The sequence below is a fragment of the Mycoplasmopsis fermentans PG18 genome (assembly GCF_000209735.1).
Classification (GTDB): Bacteria; Bacillota_I; Bacilli_A; order Mycoplasmatales; family Metamycoplasmataceae; genus Mycoplasmopsis; species Mycoplasmopsis fermentans.
Genome location: NC_021002.1, coordinates 836,181 through 860,690, shown reverse-complemented (window position 1 = coordinate 860,690; position 24,510 = coordinate 836,181). Strand labels below are relative to the sequence as shown.

Genomic DNA, 24,510 nt, shown 5'->3' with positions numbered 1-24,510 from the left:
GAATATCCATATGCAATGAGTGCAAATGATTTTGCAATTTAAGTTATGATGAACAAACAATATAACCAACAATGATTTATCAATTTATATCCAAATATTTAAAAATAAAAAATAAATATAAAATTACTAGCTTTCGCTGAATTTTGCTAGCTTGCATTAAAATATTTTCTTTTGCGTTTTTTTCGCTTTCAGTCAAAAAATGACTTTTTAATTTAAAATTTAGCAATCGATTTAGAAAAATGTTTTTCTTAAAACTTACCACACTCACTTTTGGAAAAAATAATAAACTATATTTTTAACATATTATTTCTTATTTATCTATTAATTGATATACTTAAATAGTTAATTTTATTATTTATATTAATATATAAAAATATATATAAATATGAGTCTGAAACAAAATTAACTAAAAATTTTATTTAAGAAAAGGACAAAGATGAACGCAATTGAATTTATTAATATTTCGAAAAGTTTCGGTGTAATCAAAGCTAACCAAGATATTAATATTCAAATTAAAAAAGGTACAATTCATGCACTTATTGGTGAAAATGGTGCAGGTAAAAGTACCTTGCTATCAATTCTTTTTGGACTATATGAACCCGACCATGGAATTATCAAGGTTAATGGTAAAGAGGTTTTAATAAATAATCCAAATGATGCTAATAATTTGGGTATTGGTATGGTTCACCAACATTTTAAATTGGTTGGTGCATACACAAACTTACAAAATATAATTCTTGGTGCTGAAAGTGAATCAAAAACTTTTAAAACTTTGGATTATAAACCATCAATTAAAAAAATTAAAACTATTCAAAGATTATTTAATTTAAATTTTGATTTGAATAAAGACACAGGCACTGAATCAGTTTCAACACAGCAAAAAGTTGAAATCATGAAGATGTTATATCGTGATTCAGAAATTCTAATCTTTGATGAACCAACTGCTGTTTTAACAGATGAAGAAATTCAAGGTCTTCTTGAAACATTCAAATTGTTTAAATCGCAAGGTAAAACAATCATTTTTATCTCTCACAAACTAAAAGAAGTTAAAGCTGTAGCTGATTATGCAACAGTTATACGTCACGGTAAAGTTACTGGTAACTTCGAAGTTGCTAATACTTCTATTGAAGAAATGGCTAACAGAATGGTTGGTGACAATATTGTTATGGCACAAAACCAATCACTTGACGTTTTTGAAGATAAAGACACAGTTTTAGAACTTGAAAATGTATCAACAAAAGGTACAAAATCACTTAAAAACTTAAATCTTAAGGTTCATGCTGGAGAAATTCTAGCTATTGCTGGTGTTGAAGGCAATGGACAACAAGATTTAGAATATGTTGTTAGTGGAATTGTTAAACCTACAAAAGGTAATGTCTACTTAAAGAAAACACCTTTAGTTGAGGAAAGAGTTAAATTCATTCATAAAAATAAAATCAAGAATTTCATTATTTTAAGTTCATTGCTTGCATTATTTATAGCTTTTGGATCAATTTTTTTTGGTGTTAGTCCATTTCAGCAAAATTATTCAAACATTTGATTAATGTGAGCTATAGGCATTAGTTTCTTTGCTCTATTTGCTGTTGGTTTAAGTATCTTGATAGTAAAAATTATTAAATTCTTTAAAACCAAAAAAGATGAAGAGAAACTTAAAGACAGGATTAATTTAAACAATTATTCAGTCTTAGAAAAATCAATGCTTGCTTCAAGTTTTATTCCAAGTGATAGACATAAACATGGTCTAGCATTAGATTACAATATTAAAAATAATACAATATTAAGACGTTTATGAGATCCAAAATATCAAACTTTTGGTTTCATAAAACCTAAAGCTGTTAAAAAAGAAACAGCTGAAGTTATTGACAAATATGACGTTCGTGGTGCTAGAGAAGGTTATTCAACTTCTAGATCACTTTCTGGCGGTAACCAACAAAAATTCATTGTTGGTCGTGAAATGAACTCACCACACGACTTTATATTAATTCTTCAACCAACACGTGTACTTGACGTTGGGGCTATTAAAAATATCCATGAAAGAATTCTTAAAGAAAAAGCAGAAGGAAAAGCAATTCTTTTAATTTCTTATGAATTAGACGAGGTTCTTTCACTAGCTGATACTATTGCTGTTATTAACGAAGGCGAAATTAGACTTTCAAAACCCGCAAGAGAATTAACTAGAAAAGAAATCGGTCTTTACATGGCTCAAAAAGAACATCAAACGGAAGGAGGCACACAATAATGAAAGAAACAAAAGAAAAATTATCATTTTCTTCTAAAGTAAGAACAGGCTGAAATAAATTTAGATCATTTATTACACTTGAAGATCAACAAAAAGGAAGAAGAAAATTATACTCATCATTATGAGCTGTTGTTTTCGGATTAGTTGTTGCTAGCATCTTCTTCATGATTCATCAAAGCATGGAAGGACGTAGTGCAGGACCATTCGACTTTGTTATAAAATTATGAAATTATAGCTTTATTGACAAAAACATTAAATTTGACTTTGCAACATTTTTTGTAATATTTGGTTTACTGGTTTAGCTGTTTCAATCGGTTTTAAAGTTGGATTATTTAACATTGGTATTTCTGGTCAAATGCTTTTACCAGCAATCTTAGTATTCAGTTTTATAGCTAAAGCTAGAAACTTTAATGTTGACGCAGGATTCTTATGATTAGCAATTATTTTGTTCATAATCGTAGGATTTGCAACAGGTGCAATCGCTGGATTATTAAAAGCATATTGCAAAATTCACGAAGTTATTTCTACTATTTTCATTAACTGAATTGTTGCCTTTATATCAGGATGATTATTTAGTTTAAATGGGAAAATGTTTAATCCAGAATCATATTCACCTACAACTATAGGTAGTGCTAGAATTGCAATTGAAAATGCAGTTAAATATCAATTTGTTTACTTTGGTATTGGAATGTTTGTTTTAACAGCTATTGTTTTATTTGTGATCTACAACTTCACAACATTAGGTTACAAAATAAACATGGTTGGTAAAAATCCTTCAAACGCTAAATATATTGGTCTTAACGAAAAAATGTTAACCATTATAGTTATGGGATTTTCAGGAGCTTTAGCTGGTTTCGCTGGATTCTACTACATTATTATCAAAGAAGGCTGAATTGTCGATTCATTTGGTAGCAACCCTATTGCAATTGGTTTTGAATCAATTGCTGTTTCACTTATTGCATTAAACCACCCTATTGGTATAACATTATCCGGATTTTTCTATTCAATGATTTATACAACAAGAGATTTATTTGCTATAAAAGATAAATTAACAAAAGACTTTTTCCCTATTATTACTGGTATAATTGTCTTTATGGCTGCTTTAGCTATTATGCTTTATAAATTCAAACCACTTGGTTTCATGTGAAAATACGGAACGCTTTGAATCAAAAAAGAATACTGAAAAGAATATGGTTCATACATGAAAACCAAAAATGCTAAATATAGAGAATATGTTAAAGCTCTTAATGAAGAAAAAAGAAGGAATAGAAAACTCAAAAAAGAATTTGCTTCAATTAAAGAAGAATATCAAAAATGAGTTGATTGTAAAATAACTTCACTTAAAAGCGCAAGTGATGATACTATTATGTCTATCTATGACGAAATGTCTAAGAAAAAATTCGAATATCTCAAAAAATACAGTGATTTTGGCTTAAACAATCTTAAAACATTAAAAAATCAATATAAAGCTGAAAAACACGAAAGAAAAATTCAATATATTACTAAAAGAGATTTAATTTATACATCTCATTGAGACAAAGTAAAAGAAAATTGAGCTAAAAAAAGAGATATGAAAAAAAGCAATCAAGCAAGTAAAGGAGGTGAATAATGTATAGTTGAATATTAATTTTAACTACAACCATTTTTATGTTTTCAGCTCTAACACTTGCAACCCTTTCAGGTATTTTCTCAGAAAGAGTTGGTATTACAAACATTGCTGTTAACGGGTTTATGATTTTTGGAGCTGCTATGTATGCTCTAATAAGCTTCCTAATGACTGATGTTGTTTTCAAAGGTAAAACATTAAGTCCATGATTCCAATTATTGTACTTTGCTTTTGCAGGTATCTTATCCTCGGGATTTGCACTGTTGTTTGGTTTCGCAACGATTAAACTTAAATCAGATCAATCTGTTTCAGGTTTCGCTATGAACATTCTTGCAGTTGGTGTTGCTTCTATCCTTTTATTATTTGTTAAAAAAGCACAACAAGGTGGAGACTACTTCCAAATGCGTGGCCAAACAGAACTTGCTTTAAGTCCTAATGTTGACAACTGAAAAAACATTATTTCACTTAAACTATTCTTAGCTTTAATTATTGCTGGTGGTTCTTGATTCTTCCTTAACAAAACTAAATGGGGTTTAAGATATAAAGCTATAGGTGAAAATCCTCAAGCAGCAGACGTTGCTGGTATTAACGTTTTTAAATACAAATGATTAGGTATTGCATATTCAGGTTTTATTGCTGGTTTAGCAGGCGCTATATTTATTCAATGTAAAACAAACCAATTCTCACTATACATCGAAGTTGGAGGTTTAGGTTTCTTAGCTCTAGCTATTATGATTACTAGTGGTTGAAAAATTAGTTGAACATTATTGATATGTATCATTTTCTCATTTATCTATGGATTCTCATACTTCGGAATTTCATGACTTGAAAGATTCGAATCTATGAAAGGTGTTTCAAGATTCGCTGAACTACTCTACACATTGCCATTTATTATCACACTTGGAATTATGATTGCTAAAATGAAAAGCAAGCAAATGGGGCCAGCTGCTGCAGGTCGACCTTATGACAAATCAGAGCGTTAGCTATATAAGGAGATTATTATGAAAAAAAGAAAATTTATATTTGCTTTATCATCATTAACAACAGCTTTTTTAGCTACACCTCTTATTTCTTCATCATGTACTAATGCTGATAAATTGTCTAATCTATTAGATGATTTAGACATTACTATTCCAGATTCAGAATCTAAAAAACCAAATGAAATCAAAGAATCGGATTTAAAATTTTACTCAAAAAATATGCCAAGTTTTAATAGTGAATATACTGTTGAAATACAAAAAATTCAAAAATATTCTTCAGAACTTGTAGTAACTTTTAGACTACGCGAAAAAAACTCAAACATTGTTTCAAAATACAAAACAATTACATACAAAAATTTCTTAAACTTTGATCATATTAATGAAGCTTTAACAGTACAATATTCTAATTCAAAAAATACTTATGTAAAAGATGTTGCTCAAACAAGTGACATTATCTTTAGAGATATTAAAACAGGATACAAAATTATCGATGTTAAAATTGATAACTCAAGAATTGAAGAATATCAAAAAAATTTATCTGACAAACTAAAAGATATAAATGAATTCTTAACAAAAAATAAATCTGAATATGATGCTGAAAAAGCTAAAGCAAATCCTAATAAGGAAATTATTGAAAAATATGAACGCGCTTTAATTAGAAAAGCTAAATATGAAGATACTGCGGATAAAGATTCATATATCAAATCATTCGAGAATTTAAATATAAAATACAAAATTCAATCAATAAATGATCCTAAAATTGTATCTGATGAATTCAGTCGTTCAATTCCAAACTTCAAAAATGATTCATACATTGATTACTATGTTTTTGATAAAAGTGACACATACTCAACAGTTTCGCATTCATTTCACTCTGTTTCAGATTTAACTGAAGAAATAAAGAAATACATTAAAAAAACTGCTTCACTAGAATATACAGGAAATACAAATGTTTCTGTATCTGAAGTTAAGGCTGATAAATTTAAATTTAATTTTGACACACCAATTGATTTTTCAATAGAAAACATCAAAGTTGAACCTGCTGATTCAGAAGGCAAAGTAAATCTTAAATTTAATATTAAAGCACCTATTAACAAACAAGCAACAACTTTATTAGTTGATGAAAACAAAAAAACAATTGAATTTGATTATGCATGTGAAATAGAATTTAACAAAAAAGATAGTAAAGAAAAATTAAGTGAAATTGAAAAACAAATTAGCTTTACATATGAAAATGCTGCAACAACAGAAGTTGATAAGGCAGAAGTTTCTAAAGTTAAATACACTTTATCTAACCCAAATTATGAAATTACTGATTTAAAAATTATTGGTTATGAATTCAACAATTCAACTATTGTTATTGAATACAAAGCAAAAAGTAAAAGCAGTTCAATTGAACAAGTTTATTCAAGAACAATTAGTGGCTTTTCTAAACTTTCACAATCTAAAATTGATGCAATTTTAGATTTAATTAAATTGAATTATAAACGTAAAAACTTAGTAGCTGCAAATGAAGCGAATAAAGATCATGTATTTATTGAATCAATGGATTCAAACTTCATGATTGAAGTTACAAAAATAGATTCATTTGATCTTAAAGATAAATCAATATTAGTTGAATTTAAATTATATGAAGTTGATGCACTTTCTAAATTAAAACCAGACAACAAAAAACGCGGTTTCAAATTTGTTAAATCATTCACAAAGAAAATTACAGGCTTCTCAGAAAAATCATTGACACAACATATCAATGAAGAAATTCAAAAGGTTACTTGTACTTGTCCAACAGCTTCAAGCAAATTGCCAAGTCAATTAAACATTAATGATATTAAATTTACTAACTTTGATAACAATATTTTTGAAATTGAAAAACCATCAATAATTGTTGCTAATGATCAAAAAGGCGAAGTTGTTATTACATTTAAATTACGTTACAAAATTGGTTATGTACAAAAAGTTTATGACCAACAAAAGAATGAATATGTTGAAAAAGAAATACCTTTCAAAACTGTTTCAGACTCAAAAACAGTTATATTAAATGGTTTTAAAAAAAATAAATTATAAGGCTCATAAAGCCTTATTTTTTATGCTTTAGGTTTAAAATAAATTTAAAAAAACTCAAATATTAAATTTAAAACTTATTTGAAGATTAATATTTGACTTCGAAAAATCAAAAAACAAAAACGAATATTTTCTTTTCAAAACTAATTTTTGCAAAATTTTTAACTAATTTTTAAAATGTGGTAAAAATTACAAAAAGTGCATTTTTGATTAAAAAATAGGTTAAAAAATAATTTTTTATTTTTTAACAAAAGATTAAAAATATGTTAAGATTAAGTTACTTAAAAAAATGAATAAGGAGATTTTATGTTAAAAGAAATTAATCAAGATGAATACAAGAACAATGTTATTGGAAAAGAAAAAGGCATTTATGTTTTGGTTTTTCACGCATTATGATGTCCTCCATGTCGAATGTTTAAATCTTCTTTAGAACAATTAGACAAATTAGACAACATTCCAGTTTATCGTGTAGATGTTGATGAAAATACAAAGCTAACTCAAGAAATGGGTGTTAATTCAATGCCAACATGATTCATTTTTAAAAATGGAAAAATGATGGAAAAAGTTATGGGCTATGTACCTTATGATCACCTTAAAGCAAAAGTTATGGAATACAAATAAAATAATTAAATAGGCTAGTCCTATTTTTTATTTATAATATTTAAACTATGAAAATAATAAGCGACAACAAACGCGGAATGCACAACTATAAAGTAATTGACAAATATGAAGCCGGCATATCTTTAATGGGTTGAGAAGTTAAGAGTGCTCGAGCTAATACTGTTAGTTTATTGAATTCATATTGCTTTTTTAGAAAAGGCGAAATTTTCTTGTGCAATGCACAGTTCAAACAATACATGTTAGTTAAGTGTGATGAAACTAGAGATCGCAAATTATTGATGCATAAAAATGAAATAGTTAGATTGCAGTCTAAACTTCATAAGCTAGGTCATGCAACTATTATTCCAAGCAAAATTTATTTTGATAATCGCTCACGTATTAAGATTGAAATAGCTTTAGTTCAAGGAATGAAAAAAACAGATAAACGTGAAGAAATCAAAAAAAGAGATAATGAAAGATACATCAAAAAAGTCTTGAAAAATGTATATTAAAATGACGCTAAAGTGCGTCATTAATTTTTTAATTATCGAATAAAATTTTTGGTTTATAAATTTTGTTTTCAATTGTGTTATCAACGTCACAACTATAAAGCATTTTTTCAATTTCTAATCCAACTGCAGGATAATCAATAAAGATTTTAGCTTTATATTTGTGTTGATAGTCATAAATTGAAACTCAACCAATATCAGTTAATCTTAAATTACGATCGCCTGATGAAATTAAGTTAATAAATACTTCATGAGTTGAGCAAACAACATTAACCAAATTGTTATTTCTTAAGTAATTTAAGAAAAATTGTACTTCTTTATTATTTTTGTTTTTAAGTGAATAGATTTCATATTCTACATTAAGCTTCTTGCAAGCATTTTCAAAACCTATACAACGAAGTCTTTTTTGTTCTTCAGTTAACTTAACATCTTCAACAAAAACAACCTTTTCGCCTTTATCTATATAGTTTATGAATCTTGAAGTTAAATGATGAAATGAGTTCTCTTCATCAATTTTTATTCAATTTAATGTTTCTACTTCTTTTCCATAAACTAAAATATTTGATTCAAAATTTGTGTTCTTAATATAGTTTGTAATTGTGTTTTGAGGATCTTCAGGAAGAAAGAAAACTATTGCCATAGGTTTTCAGCTTGAAACATATTTGATAGTTTCAATATATTCTTCAGGATTAGGTGAAGAGTGAGTTATAACAACTTTTCTATTTCTTGTCTTTGCTCCTTGTTCAATTCCATTCATAATTTGAGTATATGAGTTTTCATATCACTCAGGCACAATAATAAAGATAGAAGTGTCACGGCCACGAATTGTTCTGGCTCCATGATTTGGATAATAATCGTTTTCTTTTATGATATTAGCAATAACTTTTTTAGTTTCCTTGCTAACATAACCACCACGATAGTAACGGCTTACAGTACTAATAGAGACACCTGCTTCTTTAGCAATATTTTTATATGAGAAATTTTTCATATATTAATTATATAGAAAAAATTAAAATGTGAAAATTTCCACAAAAAAATTTATATTTTTTTTAAATAGTGTATATGAATAAGCAAAAAACGATCTTTAGACCAATAAAAAAAGCCTGACTTAGTCAAACAATTTGAAATAAATAAATTTTTGGTATAATTGTAGCGTCAGTAGAACAATAACCTTGTAACCTGGTCAGGTCAGAGATGAAGCAGCCATATCGAGTAGTGTTGTGTCTATTGACTTTTTTTATTTTTCTAAAGCTACTAATATTTCATATTCTTTAATTAGCTTTTGATAGATCTTTTCTTCTTCATTTTTCAAATGCCTAAATTGTTAATAAATATTTCACTTGGTTTATGTCTTTTCATACTTCAATTTTAAATAAAGTTGACTCAAAATAAAAAATGTTTTGATTTTTAAAAAATGTGTTTATAATATTAAAAGCAAAAACGCGAATGTAATTTAATGGTAAAATGCCAGCTTGCCATGCTGATAATGGGGGTTCGATTCCCCTCGTTCGCTCCATTTATTCTTTATGAATGCCACACCTGTCTTCGACAGGTTTTTTATTTAAAAATCTGTGCAAAAACTAAATCGTTATTTTTTGATTTGACCTTTAACATTATATTTTTTAAATTAAAATTTATATATATTCTTATGTTAAATTAAAAGTTAATAAGTTTATTTTTTAAAATATTTTTTTAATATATTTTAAAAGATAATAAGTATTAATTCTAAAAGTGAGACTTCTAGGTTTTAGAGATCTCACTTTTAGAATTAATAAAACAATGAGAAAATTTATCAAAAATTTTTTGTATATGTAATTATGTTAAATAAAAATACCACAAATGTGGTACTTAAAATAATTATTAAATGTCAATATTCTTTACATATTTAGCGTTTTGTTCAATGAATTCACGACGAGGCAACACTTCATCTCCCATTAATGTTGTAAATGCTCAGTCAGCTCTTGCTGCATCTTCAATTTGAACTTGAAGCATTTTTCTATTAACTGGATCCATAGTTGTTTCTCAAAGTTGTTCAGGGTCCATTTCACCAAGTCCTTTGTAACGTTGAACTGTTACTTTTTGATTTTGATTTAAGCCTTGCATAATTTCTTCTTTTTGAGCATCGTTGTAAGCATATCCAATAAATTTGTTTTGAGCTATTTTATATAAAGGAGGTTGAGCAATATAAATAAATCCGTATTCAATTAAAGGTCTAAAGTAACGGTAGAAGAACGTCAATAACAATGTTCTAATGTGAGCACCATCGACATCGGCATCGGTCATGATGATAATTTTGTGATATCTTAATTTATTAATATTAAATTCTTCACCGACACCTGTTCCAAGTGCTGTAATTAATGAAAGAATTTCAGCATTTGCAAACACTTTTTTAGGTTGATTCTTTTCAGCATTAATAACTTTACCACGAAGAGGCAAGATAGCTTGAGTCATTCTGTTTCTTCCCATTTTAGCTGAACCACCAGCTGAGTTACCTTCGACAATGTAAAGCTCACTAATTTCAGCATTTTTTGAAGAACAGTCAGCTAATTTTCCTGGAAGTGAACCTGTATCAAAAACAGTTTTTCTTCTAGCTGCATCTCTAGCTGCTAAACCAGCAAGACGAGATTTTTTAGCAAAAATTGTTTTTTGAACAATAGTTTTTGCTTCAGCAGGATTTTCATTTAAGAAACGTTCAAATGAATCTGAAAACACTTTGTTAACAGCCATTCTGGCATCTTTGTTTCCTAATTTTCCTTTTGTTTGGCCTTCGAAAATAGGGTTTGTATGTTTAACTGAGATAATAGCAACAATACCTTCTCTAACGTCTTCACGAGTAACTTTGTCTTCTTCAGTTTTGATTAATCCACATTCAGTTCCATAATTATTTACTAAACGAACTAAAGCATCATAAAAACCGCTTTCGTGTGTTCCACCTTCAACTGTAATAATGTTGTTAGCATAAGAAACTACATTTCCTGTAATTCTTTCATTATATTGAACAGCTACTTCAACCTGAACTGCTGGAGAATCTTGGAATGAGTATTCACCTTCAGCATAAATAACATCGGGATGAATTAATTTTTGACCTGTATTTAATTCTTTAACATAATCAACAATGCCACCTTCAAAGTGATATTCTTCTCTTGATTTGTCTCTTTCATCATTAACAATAATTCTTAGGCCTTTGTTAAGATATGCAATTTGTTTAGCATGATCAACAATAACACCTTTATCTCATTCGTTTTTGTCCATAATGCTAAAGTCTGGATGGAATTTAATTCTTGTTCCTGTATCTTGAGGATCTACTTCGTTTAATATTGTAAGATGTTGAAGAATTTTTCCACCATTGTTAAAATGAGCATAGTGTAATTTACCATCACGTTTAACTCAAACTTCAAAGTCATCGCTAAGTCCATTAACTACTGAAGCACCAACCCCGTGAAGTCCACCAGAAACTTTATATGAGTCAGAGTCAAACTTACCGCCAGCATGTAAAACCGTTAAAACTGTTTCAACTGTTGAAAGACCAGTTTTAGGGTGAACTGCTGTAGGAATACCACGACCATTATCGATAACATCAATGTAACCATCCTTTGTAATCGTGATTTCTACTTTGTTTGCAAAACCTGCCATAGCCTCATCAACAGAGTTATCAACTATTTCTCAAATAAGGTGGTGAAGACCTCTAATTCCTGTTGTACCGATGTACATACCAGGTCTAACTCTAACGGCTTCTAATCCTTCTAAAACTTTAATATTCGATGCATCATATTCTTTAGACATATTGCCTCCAATTCTTTATATTTTTTAATATAAAGATTATACCTTAAAAAGGTGAAAATTTTATGGAATTTTTCATAAATTTTTTTTAATTTTATTTTTATAAATTTCAATAAATAAAATTTTTTATTTATTTAATTAAAAGACTATTCTATAGGCTTTTTCGTAAAAAATGACTATTTTAATAAAATTAAAAATATTTAAAAATAACTAAAAAATTGCACTTACAATTATTACAATTAATTAAGGTTTATAAATTTAATAAAAAATAATGTAAAATACTATAAGTGCTTTTGCGCGTTTTTTTAAAATTTTTGAATAATTAAAAGAAAGGAGTTTATGCCTAATAAATCACAAAATGATGAAAAATTAAATCAATCATCAGTCGAAGAACATAATGTAAATGAAGAACATACACAAAAACAAAAAGACAAAGAAGTGATGGACGAGGTTAATGCATTCGAAAGAGACGTTTTACTTAATAATGGTAGAGTCGAAGACAAGCATGTTGAAGAACATCATGAAATGAATTCAATTCATTTAGATGACGTTGTTAACAAAAAAAATACTCAATACAAATACACAAAAATGTCGAATTTTGTGTTGAAATTATCTCGTTTTTATGCTCCTATGCCTCTTTGAAAACTAGGTCTAATCACAGCTGGTTTTGCAATTGTTTTTGGTATTGTCGGAGTTTTCTTTGTTAAAAACCCAGGAATTTATAACTTTGGTTTAGCAGCTTTTGGACAAGCAATTTCAAGATTGACTAACGTTCTTTTAAGATCAAACCCAAACATTAATGACACTATTTATAACGTTATTGACCACGCCTTGTTCTGAATTCTTTATCTTGTTTTGAGTATTCCAATTTTTATATTTGGATGAAAAAAAGTCGGTAAAGTTTTTACTATATTAACACTAGAATTTCTAGTTGTAAGTAGTTTAGTTTCATTTGGTTTAGGTCAAATACCAGGGGCTAACTCAGTTTATATTATTGGTAACTTTTCACACAGTGATATACCAGAAGAATTAAGAAAAGCAGTAGCAGACAAATATTGACAAGGAAAAGAACAATTATGATCACTAGTTCCTCTTCAATGAAATGATGGAGGTAACATAATTGCTCAAATAATTTTTTCTGTTGCTTATGGTTGAATGCTTGCTTTCTTCTTTGCAATTATTGCAATAATAGGAGGTAGTGCAGGAGTTACTGGAATTATTGGCGAATATATGGCTGTCGTTAAACAAAAAAACTTTGGAACAATTAATGGTTATATCAACTTAGTAATTATTATTGTTTCAGTTGTACTTGGTACATACTTACCAGGAAGTTTATTATTAAATGACATTAATGGTTTTAAAGCAGATTCAGTGACTTGAGAAAATACAACAGTAGAAAAAGTTGAAGAAATTCTTAAATCTCTAAAAACGTTACCTTGAAAACCATCGCTTTACTTCTCGCCTAACTTTATATCAACATTTATTTGTAACATTATTTTTGTTATGTACCTTAACAAATTATTCCCTCGTTACAAAATTGTTCAAGTTAAAATTTACTCGCCTCACATGAGTGCTATTAGAGAAGCAATTATTAGTGATAATAAAACTGTTAATAGCTTTACTATCACTAAAGGCGTTGGAGGTTACTCAGGAAATAACACCAAAGTTCTTTCATCAATTACTCTTTACAATCAAGTGCCACGTCTTATTAAGAAAGTTCGGGCCGTTGATCAAAACTCGCTGATTACTATTAGTAATGTTGCTAGTGTTGATGGAAAAATATATCTTCCTGAAAACAAATTCTAAAATTACAGCTGCGGCTGTTTTTTTATTTCAAAAATAAAAGTAATATTTAATATAATAATAAATACTATGAAATTAAACTATATTGAATACAATGGCGACAAAGTTCCTTTATATATAGAAGATAACAAAAAAAATACAACTTTTTTGTTTCTTCATGGACTTAATTCAAACTGAAAATACATGAGACCATTATTAGATTACACACATAATTACAATGTTGTGGCTATTAATTTTCCAGGAAGTAAATTTTTCAAAAATGTAGAACCAGAAGAAATTAAACTTGAGTGATGAATTGAAGTAGCTAACGAGGTTTTAAATAGAATTAAAACTAAAAAAGTGGTCATAGTAGCTCACTCAATGGCAGGTGGCGTGGCTACTGTTTTAGCTAAGGATCCTAAAGTTGTTAGATTAATTATGATGTCAACAATTAATCCTTATATGAAAGAATCTACTTCTTATTCAGTGTTACAATCTGTTATTAAACCTCAAAATAAATGAAGCTCATTTATTGGCAAAGTTATTTCTAAAATAGCTTCTAAGTTTAAAAAAACTGAAAAATTAATTGAAAGTTTTACTCGACAAGGAGCTTGATTTAACTTACTTGAAAAATATGTTTTGAATCCTGAATATATGGAACAATTAGATTTACAATACAAAGCAAATTGTCACAAAATGCTCTTTTTAGTAGGTGAAAAGGACAAAATTATTGGTACTAAATATTTTGAAGATTATGCAATTAGTTTAGAAGTTCCAATTTTAATTATGGGTACGGGACACTCGCCAATTAAAGATGAACCAAAAAGAATTGCAAGATTTTTTAATGCATTGATTGAAAGCAAAAAAAGACACTTTTGACAAAAATTTATGAATATTAAAATGAATCAATTCTTAGAATTTGATGAAGAAAAAACAAAAGAAGAAGATATTCTTCTTGAACTAGAACAAAACGTTGATTAGGAGATTATTATGGAATACAATCAATTTGAAATGGAACTTAGAAGTGCTTTAACAACAGGCAATGGTACAAAACTTTTATACAAAATAATTGATGCACCTTATAGATTTTTTTCACCTTTGCAACCTTTTAATTACAAAGTTAAATTAGAACAAGCATTCTTAAGAACACAAGAAAACACATATGTAAAATTTATTAAATATTGTGCTGAATATTTAATTACTCAATATGGTTTTAAATTAGAAAAAAGTTCTTTTAAATATACTTTACCACTTAAAGAGGGAGAAGAATTCCCAGAAGAAGTAAAAGTCAATGCAGCTATGATTTTTAGACAAAAAGAAAATGGCGGAGATGAAGAAACAGCTGATATTTGTGTAATTTACTTGAAAAAAAGAGATTACTATGGAGCTAAAGAAGTTACTAAACTTCATGACAATATCATTAAGCAATTAGAAGTATTAAGAATAATTTATCCTAATAATAAAATCAAAGGTATCTTATGATTTTTAGATAATGACTATCACAAAAATGTTAACTTTTTTAATGAATGCTATGATAAAGAACATTCATTTGAAACACCTGGTTTTAGAGCTTATTATGGTGCACAATTTTTCAAAATTTTTGATAAAGAAGAAGACTGATTATTAGTTGAAAATCATATTAAAAAATTTAAAAATAGTAACTATGATTACTTCTTAAAAATGCCAGATTTAGATCAAGATGAAGATGTTTTAAATGCTATGATTAATTTAAATGAAACATCTTGACAAAAATTAATTTCACCTGATGAAGTTTATGCAAATATTAGACAATATATTTTCAATGAAAGAAATGAAAATTCTAACTTATTTAAAGCTCTAAAACTTAGAGATATTAAACGAACTTCAGTAGATGATGATGAAGAAAAAAGACGCATTTTAGAATTGGAAAATAAAGCAAATCAAAATGAATAGATTTTTCTAATCAATCTGTTTTATAGGTAAATTAAACAAAAAGCCAGACACTTCAAATGCCTGGTTTTTCTTATTATTATTTTGTAATTTTTGTTATTCCGTCCATATAAGGAACTAATTTCTTAGGTATAGTAATTGAACCATCTTTGTTTTGATAATTTTCGAGAATTGCTGCAATTAATCTATCAATTGCAAGACCTGAACCATTCATGGTATGAGCATAAACATTTTCACCATTTTCATTCTTATATCTAATCATTGCACGACGTGCTTGGAAATCTCCCATATATGAAACTGATGATATTTCACGATACTTAATTTCTGAAGGCAATCAAACTTCTAAGTCAATAGTTTTTCTACTTGAGAATCCTAAGTCACCTGTACATAATAATAATTCTCTATAAGGTATTTCTAATTCTTCTAAAACCGATTTAGCTTGTTCAAGCATTTGATTAAATTCAGCTTCTCAATCTTTTTCACTAACAATTTTTACTAATTCAACTTTTTTGAATTGGTGGTTTCTAATAATACCTCTTGTATCTTTTCCACTACTTCCTGCTTCTGATCTAAAACATTCAGTAAATGCTGTCATTCTAATAGGTTTTGATAAATCTATTATTTCATTATTATAGTAGTTTGTCAAAGGGACTTCAGCTGTTGGAATTAAATAACTTTGAGCATCTTCTAAAGCAAAAAGATCTTCTTTAAATTTAGGCAATTGACCTGTACCAAAAAGAATTTCAGGTTTAACTATTACAGGTACCGAATATTCTTCATAACCATTTTTGGTATGTAAATCTAACATAAAATTCATAATAGCTCTAGCTAATCTAGCACCTAAACCTTTGTAAATTACAAATCTTGAACCTGACATTTTTACTGCTCTTTCAAGATCGATAATGTCTAAGTCTTTAGCTATAACATAGTGAGGTTGAACGCCTGAAACTAATCCACGTCCTAATTTATCATGATTTTTTATAACTTTATTTTGGTTTTCGTCTTTACCAAGTGGCACATCTTCCATTGAAATATTTGGTATTCTGATTAAAATATCATTAACTTTCTTTTCAATATTTTTAGCAGCTTCTTCAAGTGCTACTTGTTCTTTTTTAATATTTGCTACTTCTTTTTGTAATTTAGCTAATTTAGTTTTATTGTTTTTGTTAGCTGCAAATTCTTTACTAAATTTTGTTAATTCAGCTTTCTTGCTTTGAGCTTCAAACATTAGCTTTCCACGCTTATTTGCTTCTTTAATAAGCTCATTAAATTGCTTTAGATCGAAATTTCTATTTTTTAAAGCTTCTTTAACTTTCTTTTCATTTTCTAAAACGTATTTTAAATTTAGCATTTTGCCTTTCCGCCTATTTTATAGGCTTATAAATCAAAAAATAACCTTAAAAATTCTTCCTTAATTTCATAAAATTATCTTACTTAAATAATACAACAATATTAAATTTTTAATACTTTTTTACAAAAATGATTTAAGACAATAATTTCTTTTGCATTTTTAATAATTAATATATAATTAAGGCACATTTTATTGAGATTTAAGTATTAATATTAATATTTGATAAAATGCATGCATAAAAAAATAATTTAAGGAGGAAATATGAGTTTAAGAACATATCAACCAAACAAGACCCAACACATCAAGACTCATGGTTTTAGAGCAAGAATGGCAACAACAAATGGTAGAAAAGTTTTAGCTGCTAGAAGAGCTAAAGGTAGAGCAAGACTTACAGTTTCAGATGCTAAATAATTAGTTAGTTTATAAAATGAAAAAAATTTATCGTCTTCAAAAAAGTTGAGAATTTGACGCTGTCATCAAATTTCAAAAGCAAGTTCTAAATAAATACATGATTATTTATTACATGCCTAACGATGATTTCAAAATTGGTATAACTGTACCGAAAAAGTTTTGCAATGCAGTTTTAAGAAATTACTATAAACGCCAATTAAAATCAATTATCCATTCTTTGAATTTGTATGGCGAAAAAATGCATTTTGTCTTAATTCCAAGAAAAGATTTTTTGAATTTAATATATGAAGATAAATTGACTATAACTAAAAAATTATTTGAAAAGATTAAAAATGGAAAACAAAAATAGATCAGACAAATTCAACTATTTTTCAGATTCTAATTCCGAAAAAGAAAAGAAAAAGAATCTCTGAAAGAAAATATGATACTGAACCAAAATAGTTTTATACACCTTGTTATTTGGTTTAACTATGACAGGATGTATTCAGACTATGGTTATCAAGACCTCAACATATACAGGTGCAGGTACTGAATATTACACATCATACGATAAAATTAGTCCTTATGTAACATCACTTGAACCAGCTAAAGCTGATAAAAAAATCGACAAAGATGACAAGGCTTTACAACCTGGTGAATTCAAGAGAATTGTTAAAAATGATTCTACAAACTACCATGCTAGCTACAAAAATCATGCCGAAATACTTAAAAAGTTAAGAGAGCAAACAGGCGGAGATGTTTATGGAAAATATAACTCATATTCATCTTCTATTCAATGATTCTATGACACTCATAATGCTGATGGTAAATGAAAAGCAAACTATTACGATTCTGCAATAGTTAAAGGTGAAAATGGTAAATATCTTTTTGATATGAGCGAGTCTGCAACATATAAACCTACCTACACAACACCTTATAGTGAAATTAAATTTATTGACCCACAATTCAATTTAAATTCAATTTTATCTTTAGTTGATCAAAAAAATCCAGATCTTTATGAAGTTAAAAAAGATCGTTTAGAAAATAAAACATTCAAAACCCCTAAAAAAGCAACATTGTTTTCAATAGCTACACCAGACCAATTGAAAGCAAAAAATAAAATTGCTGGTAAGGAACTTAGTGAAATTGAGCTTTCAAAACAATACTATGCTCGTGATGTTTTAGAATTTTTATATAGAAAAACATTTATTGAACAAGTAAATGGTAAAGATAATTATTTTGCTAGAAGATTCAAACAAGAGTTTGGTACCGATAAATACAATGATGTATTAGGCAAAATAATTGATCCTACAAATACTAACAAATATAGTAAAAAACAAGTGGAACTTATTTATGAATATGTAAATATATTAAATGGATATCTTAAAACTACAGGTTTCACAAATATTTATGACGACACTCAATTAACAAAAGTTGAATTAGCTAAAGGAACTGAAAAAGTTAAAATAGCTAAAGAAAATGCTTATCTTTCTCCTGCTCCAAAACTTGTATACACTCATAGTGAACCATTCAAACCTTTTGTTAAATGAGGTGATTCATGAAAACGCTGAGGTCCATTCTTTGGATTATTCGTTCACCCTATTGCTTGATTAACAGGATCAATGCGTGAAAATATGCCTTCACTTGCTGGTTGAAGTACAATATTTGTTATTATTATTGCTGTTGTTATAACTCGTCTGCTTGCTTTAGCAATTACTTGAAAATCTCAAGTTAATCAATCTAAACAAGAAGATATTAAAGCTAAAAAAGCAAAAATTGATGCTAAATATGCTGACTTCAAAGGCAATAAACAAATGAAAATAAGACATCAACAAGAAATTGCGGCTTTATATAAAAAGAATAATATAAATCCTCTTGATGCTTTCTTGAATATAATTATTTCCTTCCCTATCTTCATTGCTATGTGAAGGGTTATTCAAAGTATTCCAGAAATGAAATCAACTCATTGACTAGGTATGGACTTTGCTGCAACTAGCTGAAAACGTTTATTTGCTGGTGAATGAGCTTACCTTGGAATATTAGTTGTTGCTTTAGCAGTTCAATTCTTCTCGCAATTTACTCCACGGTTACTGAACAGGAAAAAATTCAAAGAAAGAACAACTATCGAAGAAGAAAAAGCATTGAAGAAAAGTAATAAGACACAAAACATTATTATGATTGTATTCTTATTCATTACTTTAATGTTTAGTTGTGGTGTCCAAGTGTATTGAATCTTCAGTGGGCTTTGAAATATCATCCAAACAATTTCAATTCACTTCTTCAAAAAATCTGCATATTATAGAAGAAAATATGCAAATGCAACCGTTTAAAAATAATCATAAAACCAGATCATTCTGGTTTTATTTTTACTCTTTTTTAAAATAATTTATTAAATATTTTAAGAGTCGACTTTTTAAAATATAATAAAGAAATAAACATAAAAAAAATAGGAGAATAATATGAAAAAAATACATGCTTATGTAGCTGGTCCATTGTTTACTAGAGCAGAAATTGACTTAAGATACGCAATCGAAGAAACAATGAAAAAAGCACTAAAATCAAAAGAATTAAAAGGCAAAATTGACTTTGACATTTTCAATCCGATTCATCTAAATGAAGAATTAGAACAAAACGGAAAATTAACACCACAAGAAATTTTCAAAAATGACTTAGCAGCAATTCAAAAAAGTAAACTTACAATTCTTGACATTGACAACAAAGATGATGGCACCATGGCAGAATTTGGTTACTTCTTAGCAATGAAAGAAAGAGATCCAGAAGTTAAAATATGTGTTTGAATGTCAGATTTTAGAGATGTAGCAGATCGCGACATTAGATTAAACAGATTTATCAACGGAATGATTTATGTATCAGATGGTTGCGTAAAAAATCAACAAGAACTATATGATTGATTAATTAAGGCATATAAATAGAAGGGCTTAGGCTCTTTTTTCTTAATAAAAAAGGCTTTATTTAATTTATAATAGATATATAAAATTTTAGGAGACTTATGAAAAATAATTTAATCGAAAATAAATTAATTGCTTCAATGCGCGGCATAGCATTGGATTCAATCAACAAAGCAAAAGGTGGCCACATTGGTATGGCTATTGGAGCTGCAAATATTACTTATTCATTATTAGGAAAGGAATTAAGATTCTCAAAAGAAGATCCGAAATGAATCAATCGCGATCGCTTTGTTTTATCAGCTGGACATGGTTCAATGTCATATTATTCAATTATGCATTTCTTAGGTTTATTAGCAAAAGAAGACATGCAAAATCATAAAAAAATGGACTCAAAAACACCTTCTCATCCTGAGTTAGAATATACACCTTTTGTGGATGCTTCAACAGGTCCTTTAGGTCAAGGAATAGCTATGGCTACTGGTATGGCTCTTAGTCTAAAAGTACTACAAAACAGGTTTAATCGTAAAAATTACAATATTATAGACCACTACATTTATGCGCTTCATGTAGACGGTTGTATTCAAGAAGGTGTGGCTCATGAAGCTATTCAATTTGCAGGTACAAATCAATTAGATAGACTTATTTTAATTCATGATTTTAATAATGCTCAAATTGATACAAAAACCGAGGTTGTTAATAATATTAACTTCATTAAATATTTTGAAGCTTGTCATTTTGCAACCTTTGTAGTTAAAGAAGATAAACCTGAATTAATTCTTGAAGCAATTCAAAAAGCTAAAGCTTCTAAGAAACCTTCATACATTCAAGTTCACACAGCAATAGCTAAAAATACACCTTTTGAAAACTCGCCAAAAGGTCACCATGGAATGTTAAAAGAAGAAGATACTATTGAATTTAAAAAGAAATGTGGTTTAACTTCATTTGTTCCTTTTGAATATGACAAAGAAGTTTATGACTATGGAGAAGAATTATTAAAAGAAAAAGACAAACATTATAAAGAATGATTACATCTTTATGATAAATATAAAAAAGAATATTCTCAAGAAGCTAAAGAATTAGAAGATTTATATAATAAAAAAGAAAAATACAATTTTGATGATATTGAATTTAATGAAAGTAATGCAGCAACTAGAAACTATTTTGCTCCTATAATGCAAAAAATAGATCAAAATTACAAAAACGTTTTAGGTGGTTCAGCTGACTTAGCCTCAGCTACAAAAGTTAACTTTAGCAAATCTTATGCTGAAGGTGGCAAAAACATTCACTATGGAATTAGAGAATTTGCTATGACTGCTATAAATAATGGAATCTATTTACACTCACATTTAAGAACAATAGATTCAACATTCTTAGCTTTTAGCGATTATGCTAAAGGTGCTCTAAGACTAGGTTCAATTATGAAAATACCTTCAGTTCATGTTTACACTCATGATAGTTACCAAGTTGGGGGTGACGGACCAACTCATCAACCAGTAGAACAATTAGCAATGCTTAGAAGTACTCCAAATTTTAAAGTTATTAGACCTATGGATGAGAGCGAAGTCAAAGCAGCATTCAATTATGCATTAAATCAAAATGAAAATCAAGTAGCTATTATTGGTTGTCGTCAAAATGTTAAATCTTACAATTTACATCCTGAAGGTGAATTGCAACCAGCTTACATTATTCGTCCTGCAAAAAACCATGACATTAGTATTTTGGCTTCTGGTAGTGAAGTTGACTTAGCAGAAAAGGTTGCTAATAAATTAGTTGGAGCAGGCATTAAAGCTCAAGTTATTTCCGTTCCTTTATTACAAGATTTAGTTAATGATGAAAAATTAATCAAAAGCTTAGGCATTGACAAAAAACCAATATATGCTATTGAAGCTTCAACAGATCCATTGTGATATAAACTTGGAAAATATAACAAAATTGATGCCTTTTTAGCTGATGGCTATGGTTATTCAGCTGATGGTTTTGAAGTGTACAAAATCAAAGGATTTAGCTTAGATAATATTCACAAAAAAGTTTTAGAGTTCTTAAAATAAAAAGAATAAACACAAAAAAAATATTTAAGAGATTTCTTTATTTATTTAACATGGATACATATAATTTTTTTCACTAATAAATTTTAGATACGGCTTATTTATAGGTAAATTTTTCAAAACTTAGTTGTTTTGATTTTGTATTGATATATAATAAATTAACACAAAAAAAATATAAAAATAAAGGGAGAAAAAATGACATCTACAAAATCAAGAACAGTTTTAACTATTCTTTCATTCTTCCTTGGATGATGTGGAGTTGATAGATTCTACTCTTGTGAAGTGGTTCTTGGATTTTTAAAATTGGTAACAGTTGGTGGATTAGGAGTATGATATCTTGTCGACTTTATTCTAGCTATTACTGGCGCACAAATAGATGGTCAAGGATACATTATTAGCGATTGAAGTCTTTCATCTACACCTGTAAACGGAGGACCAAGAATCGAAACTGATGAAGGTCCAAAAGACAAACACAGCTCATAATTTCAAGCTATTAATGAACTTTATTCTATTAATTGGAATAGAGTTCATTTTTTATTCGAAAGTTATTAATCTTATATTTAATGCTTTCTTTAATTTTTAATTTTTTTGAATAAATTGAATTATATTCAAACATATATAGTGTTATGTAAAAAAAATAAATGATTTTTCTGTCATTTTTAACCATTTTTTGCAAAAATTGTAATAAAATTATAAAGTAACATAATAGGAGGAATAAATGTCAGCAAAATTTTATCAAGTTATAGAAAATCAAGGGATTGGCACACAAAATTGATTAATTTGAAAACATCCAGAGTGTGAAGTAAATAACAATTCAAAATTAATCGTTAGACCAGGTCAAGTTGCCATAATTGTTCAAAGCGGACAAATGATTAAGCTTGTTGAACCAGGAACAAGTAATATTGATAGCGATTGATTCCCTATATTAAAAAATAAGACAAAAGAATTTTGAAATAAAAACCCATATCCAATTGAATTTTATTTCGTTAACACAAGATTAAAATTAGACTTTCTTTGAGGAACAAATTCGCCTATTCCACTTAGAGACCCTAAATATGGATTGCTTTTATATTTAAGAGCAAGAGGTCAATTTGGTTTAAGAATTACTAAATATGAATACTTATATAGAACATTAAATGGATCATTTGATTCAAGTAGAACAATTTATTACGAATTCATAGACAGAATCTTAAGAGGCTGAATTAATCAAAACATTAAAAAAATTATTTCAAAATTCATTCTTGAACACAAAATACCTTTTGATGAAATAATCGCATCAATAGATAATATTAATGAAGATTTCAAAGAAGCTTTAAAATCTGAAACACAAAAATTAGGTATGGAAGTTGTTAACTCAAGCATTGAAGATATTAGTATACCTAAAGAGCAACAAGATGAATTGAACAAAATTCTTAAAAGAAAAGCCGAAGTTGATATCATGGGAGACGACTATGCTAAAGTTAGAGGCTATGACGTTTACCAAGATGCAGCAAACAATTCGGGTTCAGTAGGAACTTTTTTTGGAGCAGGCATTGGTTTAGGACTAAACGAAGGTGCTTCAAATTTATTAAGTGATAGCAAAATCAATAAATCAGCAACCCCAACAGCAGCAGCTGCATTATTAATCACTTGCGGTACATGTGGAAGCAAAGTATCTAAAGATTCTAAATTTTGTTTTGAATGTGGTTCAAAAATCGCAACAAACAAATGTTCATCATGTAATATCGACTTATCGCCAAATGCAAAATTCTGCGTAAATTGCGGAAAGAAGGTAAAATAAAATGAATAACAACAATCAACAACAAGAATTAGTTGAACCTAAAACAACAATCTTTAATGATCGTGAAACTATTAAAAAAAGATGACCATGAATGCTCGCTTTTGGATTAATATTCATCACAATGATTTTAATTCCAATTGGTGTTAAGAAATTTCCATTTCATGACAAAAGCACCGACATGTTGTATTGATATATTGGTGTTAAATGCTTCGCTTTATTGTTTTTAATTTTCGGTTTTGTACACACAACATTCTTCAAAATAGCTAGATCATTCTACTATAGATTAATGGTAATAGTGGCCCTTTATCAAGTTGTGCCATTTATATTAAGATTTTTTGGTTACTTACCTAATTTCAACAATATCAACATTTGATTATCACTTTACTTTGTTGTATCACTTATTATCTTTATCGTTCCATATGCTACTTTAACATTTATAAGCAACAAAATGAGTAAAACAGATCAAAAATTTAAATCAAGAGAAAGATCACTTAGAGAAGAATACATCACAGGACAAAAACCTAAAGATGAAGAAGGGTTGTACTAATT

At 28.1% G+C, this 24,510-nt stretch carries 21 protein-coding genes, 1 tRNA gene and 1 other RNA gene; 20 read left to right on the top strand and 3 right to left on the bottom strand.

Annotated elements, in window-relative coordinates; genetic code table 4:
* Positions 1-436: 436 nt before the first annotated feature.
* The 7 genes from MBIO_RS03865 to smpB all read left to right on the top strand — a co-directional run bounded on the left by MBIO_RS03865 (position 437) and on the right by smpB (position 7,998).
* Positions 437-2,239 (top strand): ABC transporter ATP-binding protein, encoded by a 1,803-nt coding sequence (locus tag MBIO_RS03865; RefSeq protein ID WP_041594253.1) that lies wholly within the window; start codon positions 437-439, stop codon positions 2,237-2,239.
* Positions 2,239-2,541: a hypothetical protein gene (locus MBIO_RS05170; protein WP_015511195.1), complete on the top strand. Its 303-nt coding sequence runs from the start codon at positions 2,239-2,241 to the stop codon at positions 2,539-2,541. The genes MBIO_RS03865 and MBIO_RS05170 overlap by 1 nt, the downstream gene beginning before the upstream one ends.
* Positions 2,496-3,848, top strand: a complete 1,353-nt coding sequence (locus MBIO_RS03860; RefSeq protein ID WP_309299403.1) for an ABC transporter permease — start codon at positions 2,496-2,498, stop codon at positions 3,846-3,848. The genes MBIO_RS05170 and MBIO_RS03860 overlap by 46 nt, the downstream gene beginning before the upstream one ends.
* Positions 3,848-4,828, top strand: coding sequence for an ABC transporter permease (locus tag MBIO_RS03855; RefSeq protein ID WP_013527168.1), 981 nt, complete (start codon positions 3,848-3,850; stop codon positions 4,826-4,828). The genes MBIO_RS03860 and MBIO_RS03855 overlap by 1 nt, the downstream gene beginning before the upstream one ends.
* Before the next feature lie 18 nt (positions 4,829-4,846).
* Positions 4,847-6,889, top strand: coding sequence for a lipoprotein 17-related variable surface protein (locus MBIO_RS03850; RefSeq protein WP_041594252.1), 2,043 nt, complete (start codon positions 4,847-4,849; stop codon positions 6,887-6,889).
* Between the two features lie 303 nt (positions 6,890-7,192).
* Positions 7,193-7,507, top strand: coding sequence for a thioredoxin family protein (locus MBIO_RS03845; protein ID WP_013354996.1), 315 nt, complete (start codon positions 7,193-7,195; stop codon positions 7,505-7,507).
* 47 nt (positions 7,508-7,554) lie between these two features.
* Positions 7,555-7,998 (top strand): SsrA-binding protein, encoded by a 444-nt coding sequence (gene smpB / locus MBIO_RS03840; protein ID WP_013527170.1) that lies wholly within the window; start codon positions 7,555-7,557, stop codon positions 7,996-7,998.
* A 28-nt stretch (positions 7,999-8,026) separates the two neighbouring features.
* On the opposite strand, the gene MBIO_RS03835 is transcribed toward smpB, so the two are convergent.
* Positions 8,027-8,983, bottom strand: coding sequence for a LacI family DNA-binding transcriptional regulator (locus tag MBIO_RS03835; RefSeq protein ID WP_013354998.1), 957 nt, complete (start codon positions 8,981-8,983; stop codon positions 8,027-8,029).
* Between the two features lie 160 nt (positions 8,984-9,143).
* Here MBIO_RS03835 and ffs point away from each other — a divergent pair.
* Both ffs and MBIO_RS03830 read left to right on the top strand, forming a co-directional pair.
* Positions 9,144-9,236: signal recognition particle sRNA small type (ffs, locus tag MBIO_RS04610), an RNA gene on the top strand.
* Between the two features lie 201 nt (positions 9,237-9,437).
* A tRNA-Gly gene (locus tag MBIO_RS03830) sits at positions 9,438-9,511 on the top strand.
* A 344-nt stretch (positions 9,512-9,855) separates the two neighbouring features.
* On the opposite strand, the gene gyrB is transcribed toward MBIO_RS03830, so the two are convergent.
* Positions 9,856-11,778: a DNA topoisomerase (ATP-hydrolyzing) subunit B gene (gyrB, locus tag MBIO_RS03825; RefSeq protein ID WP_013354999.1), complete on the bottom strand. Its 1,923-nt coding sequence runs from the start codon at positions 11,776-11,778 to the stop codon at positions 9,856-9,858.
* Positions 11,779-12,114: 336 nt separating this feature from the next.
* On the opposite strand from gyrB, the gene MBIO_RS03820 reads away from it, so the two are divergent.
* The 3 genes from MBIO_RS03820 (at position 12,115) to MBIO_RS03810 (ending at position 15,489) form a co-directional block, all read left to right on the top strand.
* A complete protein-coding gene (locus MBIO_RS03820) occupies positions 12,115-13,581 on the top strand; it encodes a DUF2179 domain-containing protein (protein ID WP_013355000.1) in 1,467 nt (488 codons plus the stop codon).
* A gap of 66 nt (positions 13,582-13,647) precedes the next feature.
* Entirely contained in the window at positions 13,648-14,538 is an 891-nt protein-coding gene (locus MBIO_RS03815; protein WP_041594251.1) for an alpha/beta fold hydrolase, read from the top strand.
* A gap of 9 nt (positions 14,539-14,547) precedes the next feature.
* Positions 14,548-15,489, top strand: a complete 942-nt coding sequence (locus MBIO_RS03810) for an HpyAIV family type II restriction enzyme (protein ID WP_013355002.1) — start codon at positions 14,548-14,550, stop codon at positions 15,487-15,489.
* Positions 15,490-15,565: 76 nt separating this feature from the next.
* Here MBIO_RS03810 and serS read toward each other — a convergent pair whose 3' ends face one another.
* The gene (gene serS / locus MBIO_RS03805) at positions 15,566-16,837 is read right to left on the bottom strand and encodes a serine--tRNA ligase (protein WP_013355003.1); all 1,272 of its coding nucleotides are present in this window, start codon (positions 16,835-16,837) and stop codon (positions 15,566-15,568) included.
* A gap of 261 nt (positions 16,838-17,098) precedes the next feature.
* Between serS and rpmH the strand changes: the two genes are divergently transcribed.
* The 8 genes from rpmH (at position 17,099) to MBIO_RS03765 (ending at position 24,508) form a co-directional block, all read left to right on the top strand.
* The gene (gene rpmH, locus MBIO_RS03800) at positions 17,099-17,248 is read left to right on the top strand and encodes a 50S ribosomal protein L34 (protein ID WP_013355004.1); all 150 of its coding nucleotides are present in this window, start codon (positions 17,099-17,101) and stop codon (positions 17,246-17,248) included.
* A gap of 16 nt (positions 17,249-17,264) precedes the next feature.
* The gene (rnpA, locus tag MBIO_RS03795) at positions 17,265-17,597 is read left to right on the top strand and encodes a ribonuclease P protein component (protein ID WP_013527172.1); all 333 of its coding nucleotides are present in this window, start codon (positions 17,265-17,267) and stop codon (positions 17,595-17,597) included.
* Positions 17,581-19,557, top strand: coding sequence for a membrane protein insertase YidC (gene yidC, locus MBIO_RS03790; RefSeq protein WP_232048375.1), 1,977 nt, complete (start codon positions 17,581-17,583; stop codon positions 19,555-19,557). Before rnpA ends, yidC begins: the two co-directional genes overlap by 17 nt.
* A gap of 129 nt (positions 19,558-19,686) precedes the next feature.
* The gene (locus tag MBIO_RS03785; RefSeq protein ID WP_013355007.1) at positions 19,687-20,160 is read left to right on the top strand and encodes a nucleoside 2-deoxyribosyltransferase; all 474 of its coding nucleotides are present in this window, start codon (positions 19,687-19,689) and stop codon (positions 20,158-20,160) included.
* 77 nt (positions 20,161-20,237) lie between these two features.
* Positions 20,238-22,184 carry a transketolase-like TK C-terminal-containing protein gene (locus MBIO_RS03780; protein ID WP_015511185.1) on the top strand — a complete coding sequence of 649 codons (1,947 nt, stop codon included), beginning with the start codon at positions 20,238-20,240 and terminating at the stop codon, positions 22,182-22,184.
* A 192-nt stretch (positions 22,185-22,376) separates the two neighbouring features.
* Complete coding sequence (locus tag MBIO_RS03775; protein WP_041594250.1) at positions 22,377-22,664, top strand: TM2 domain-containing protein; 288 nt, start codon at positions 22,377-22,379, stop codon at positions 22,662-22,664.
* A gap of 235 nt (positions 22,665-22,899) precedes the next feature.
* Complete coding sequence (locus MBIO_RS03770; RefSeq protein WP_013527175.1) at positions 22,900-23,961, top strand: SPFH domain-containing protein; 1,062 nt, start codon at positions 22,900-22,902, stop codon at positions 23,959-23,961.
* A gap of 1 nt (position 23,962) precedes the next feature.
* On the top strand, positions 23,963-24,508 hold the full coding sequence (locus MBIO_RS03765) for a hypothetical protein (protein WP_013527176.1): 546 nt from the start codon (positions 23,963-23,965) through the stop codon (positions 24,506-24,508).
* Positions 24,509-24,510 lie beyond the last annotated feature (2 nt).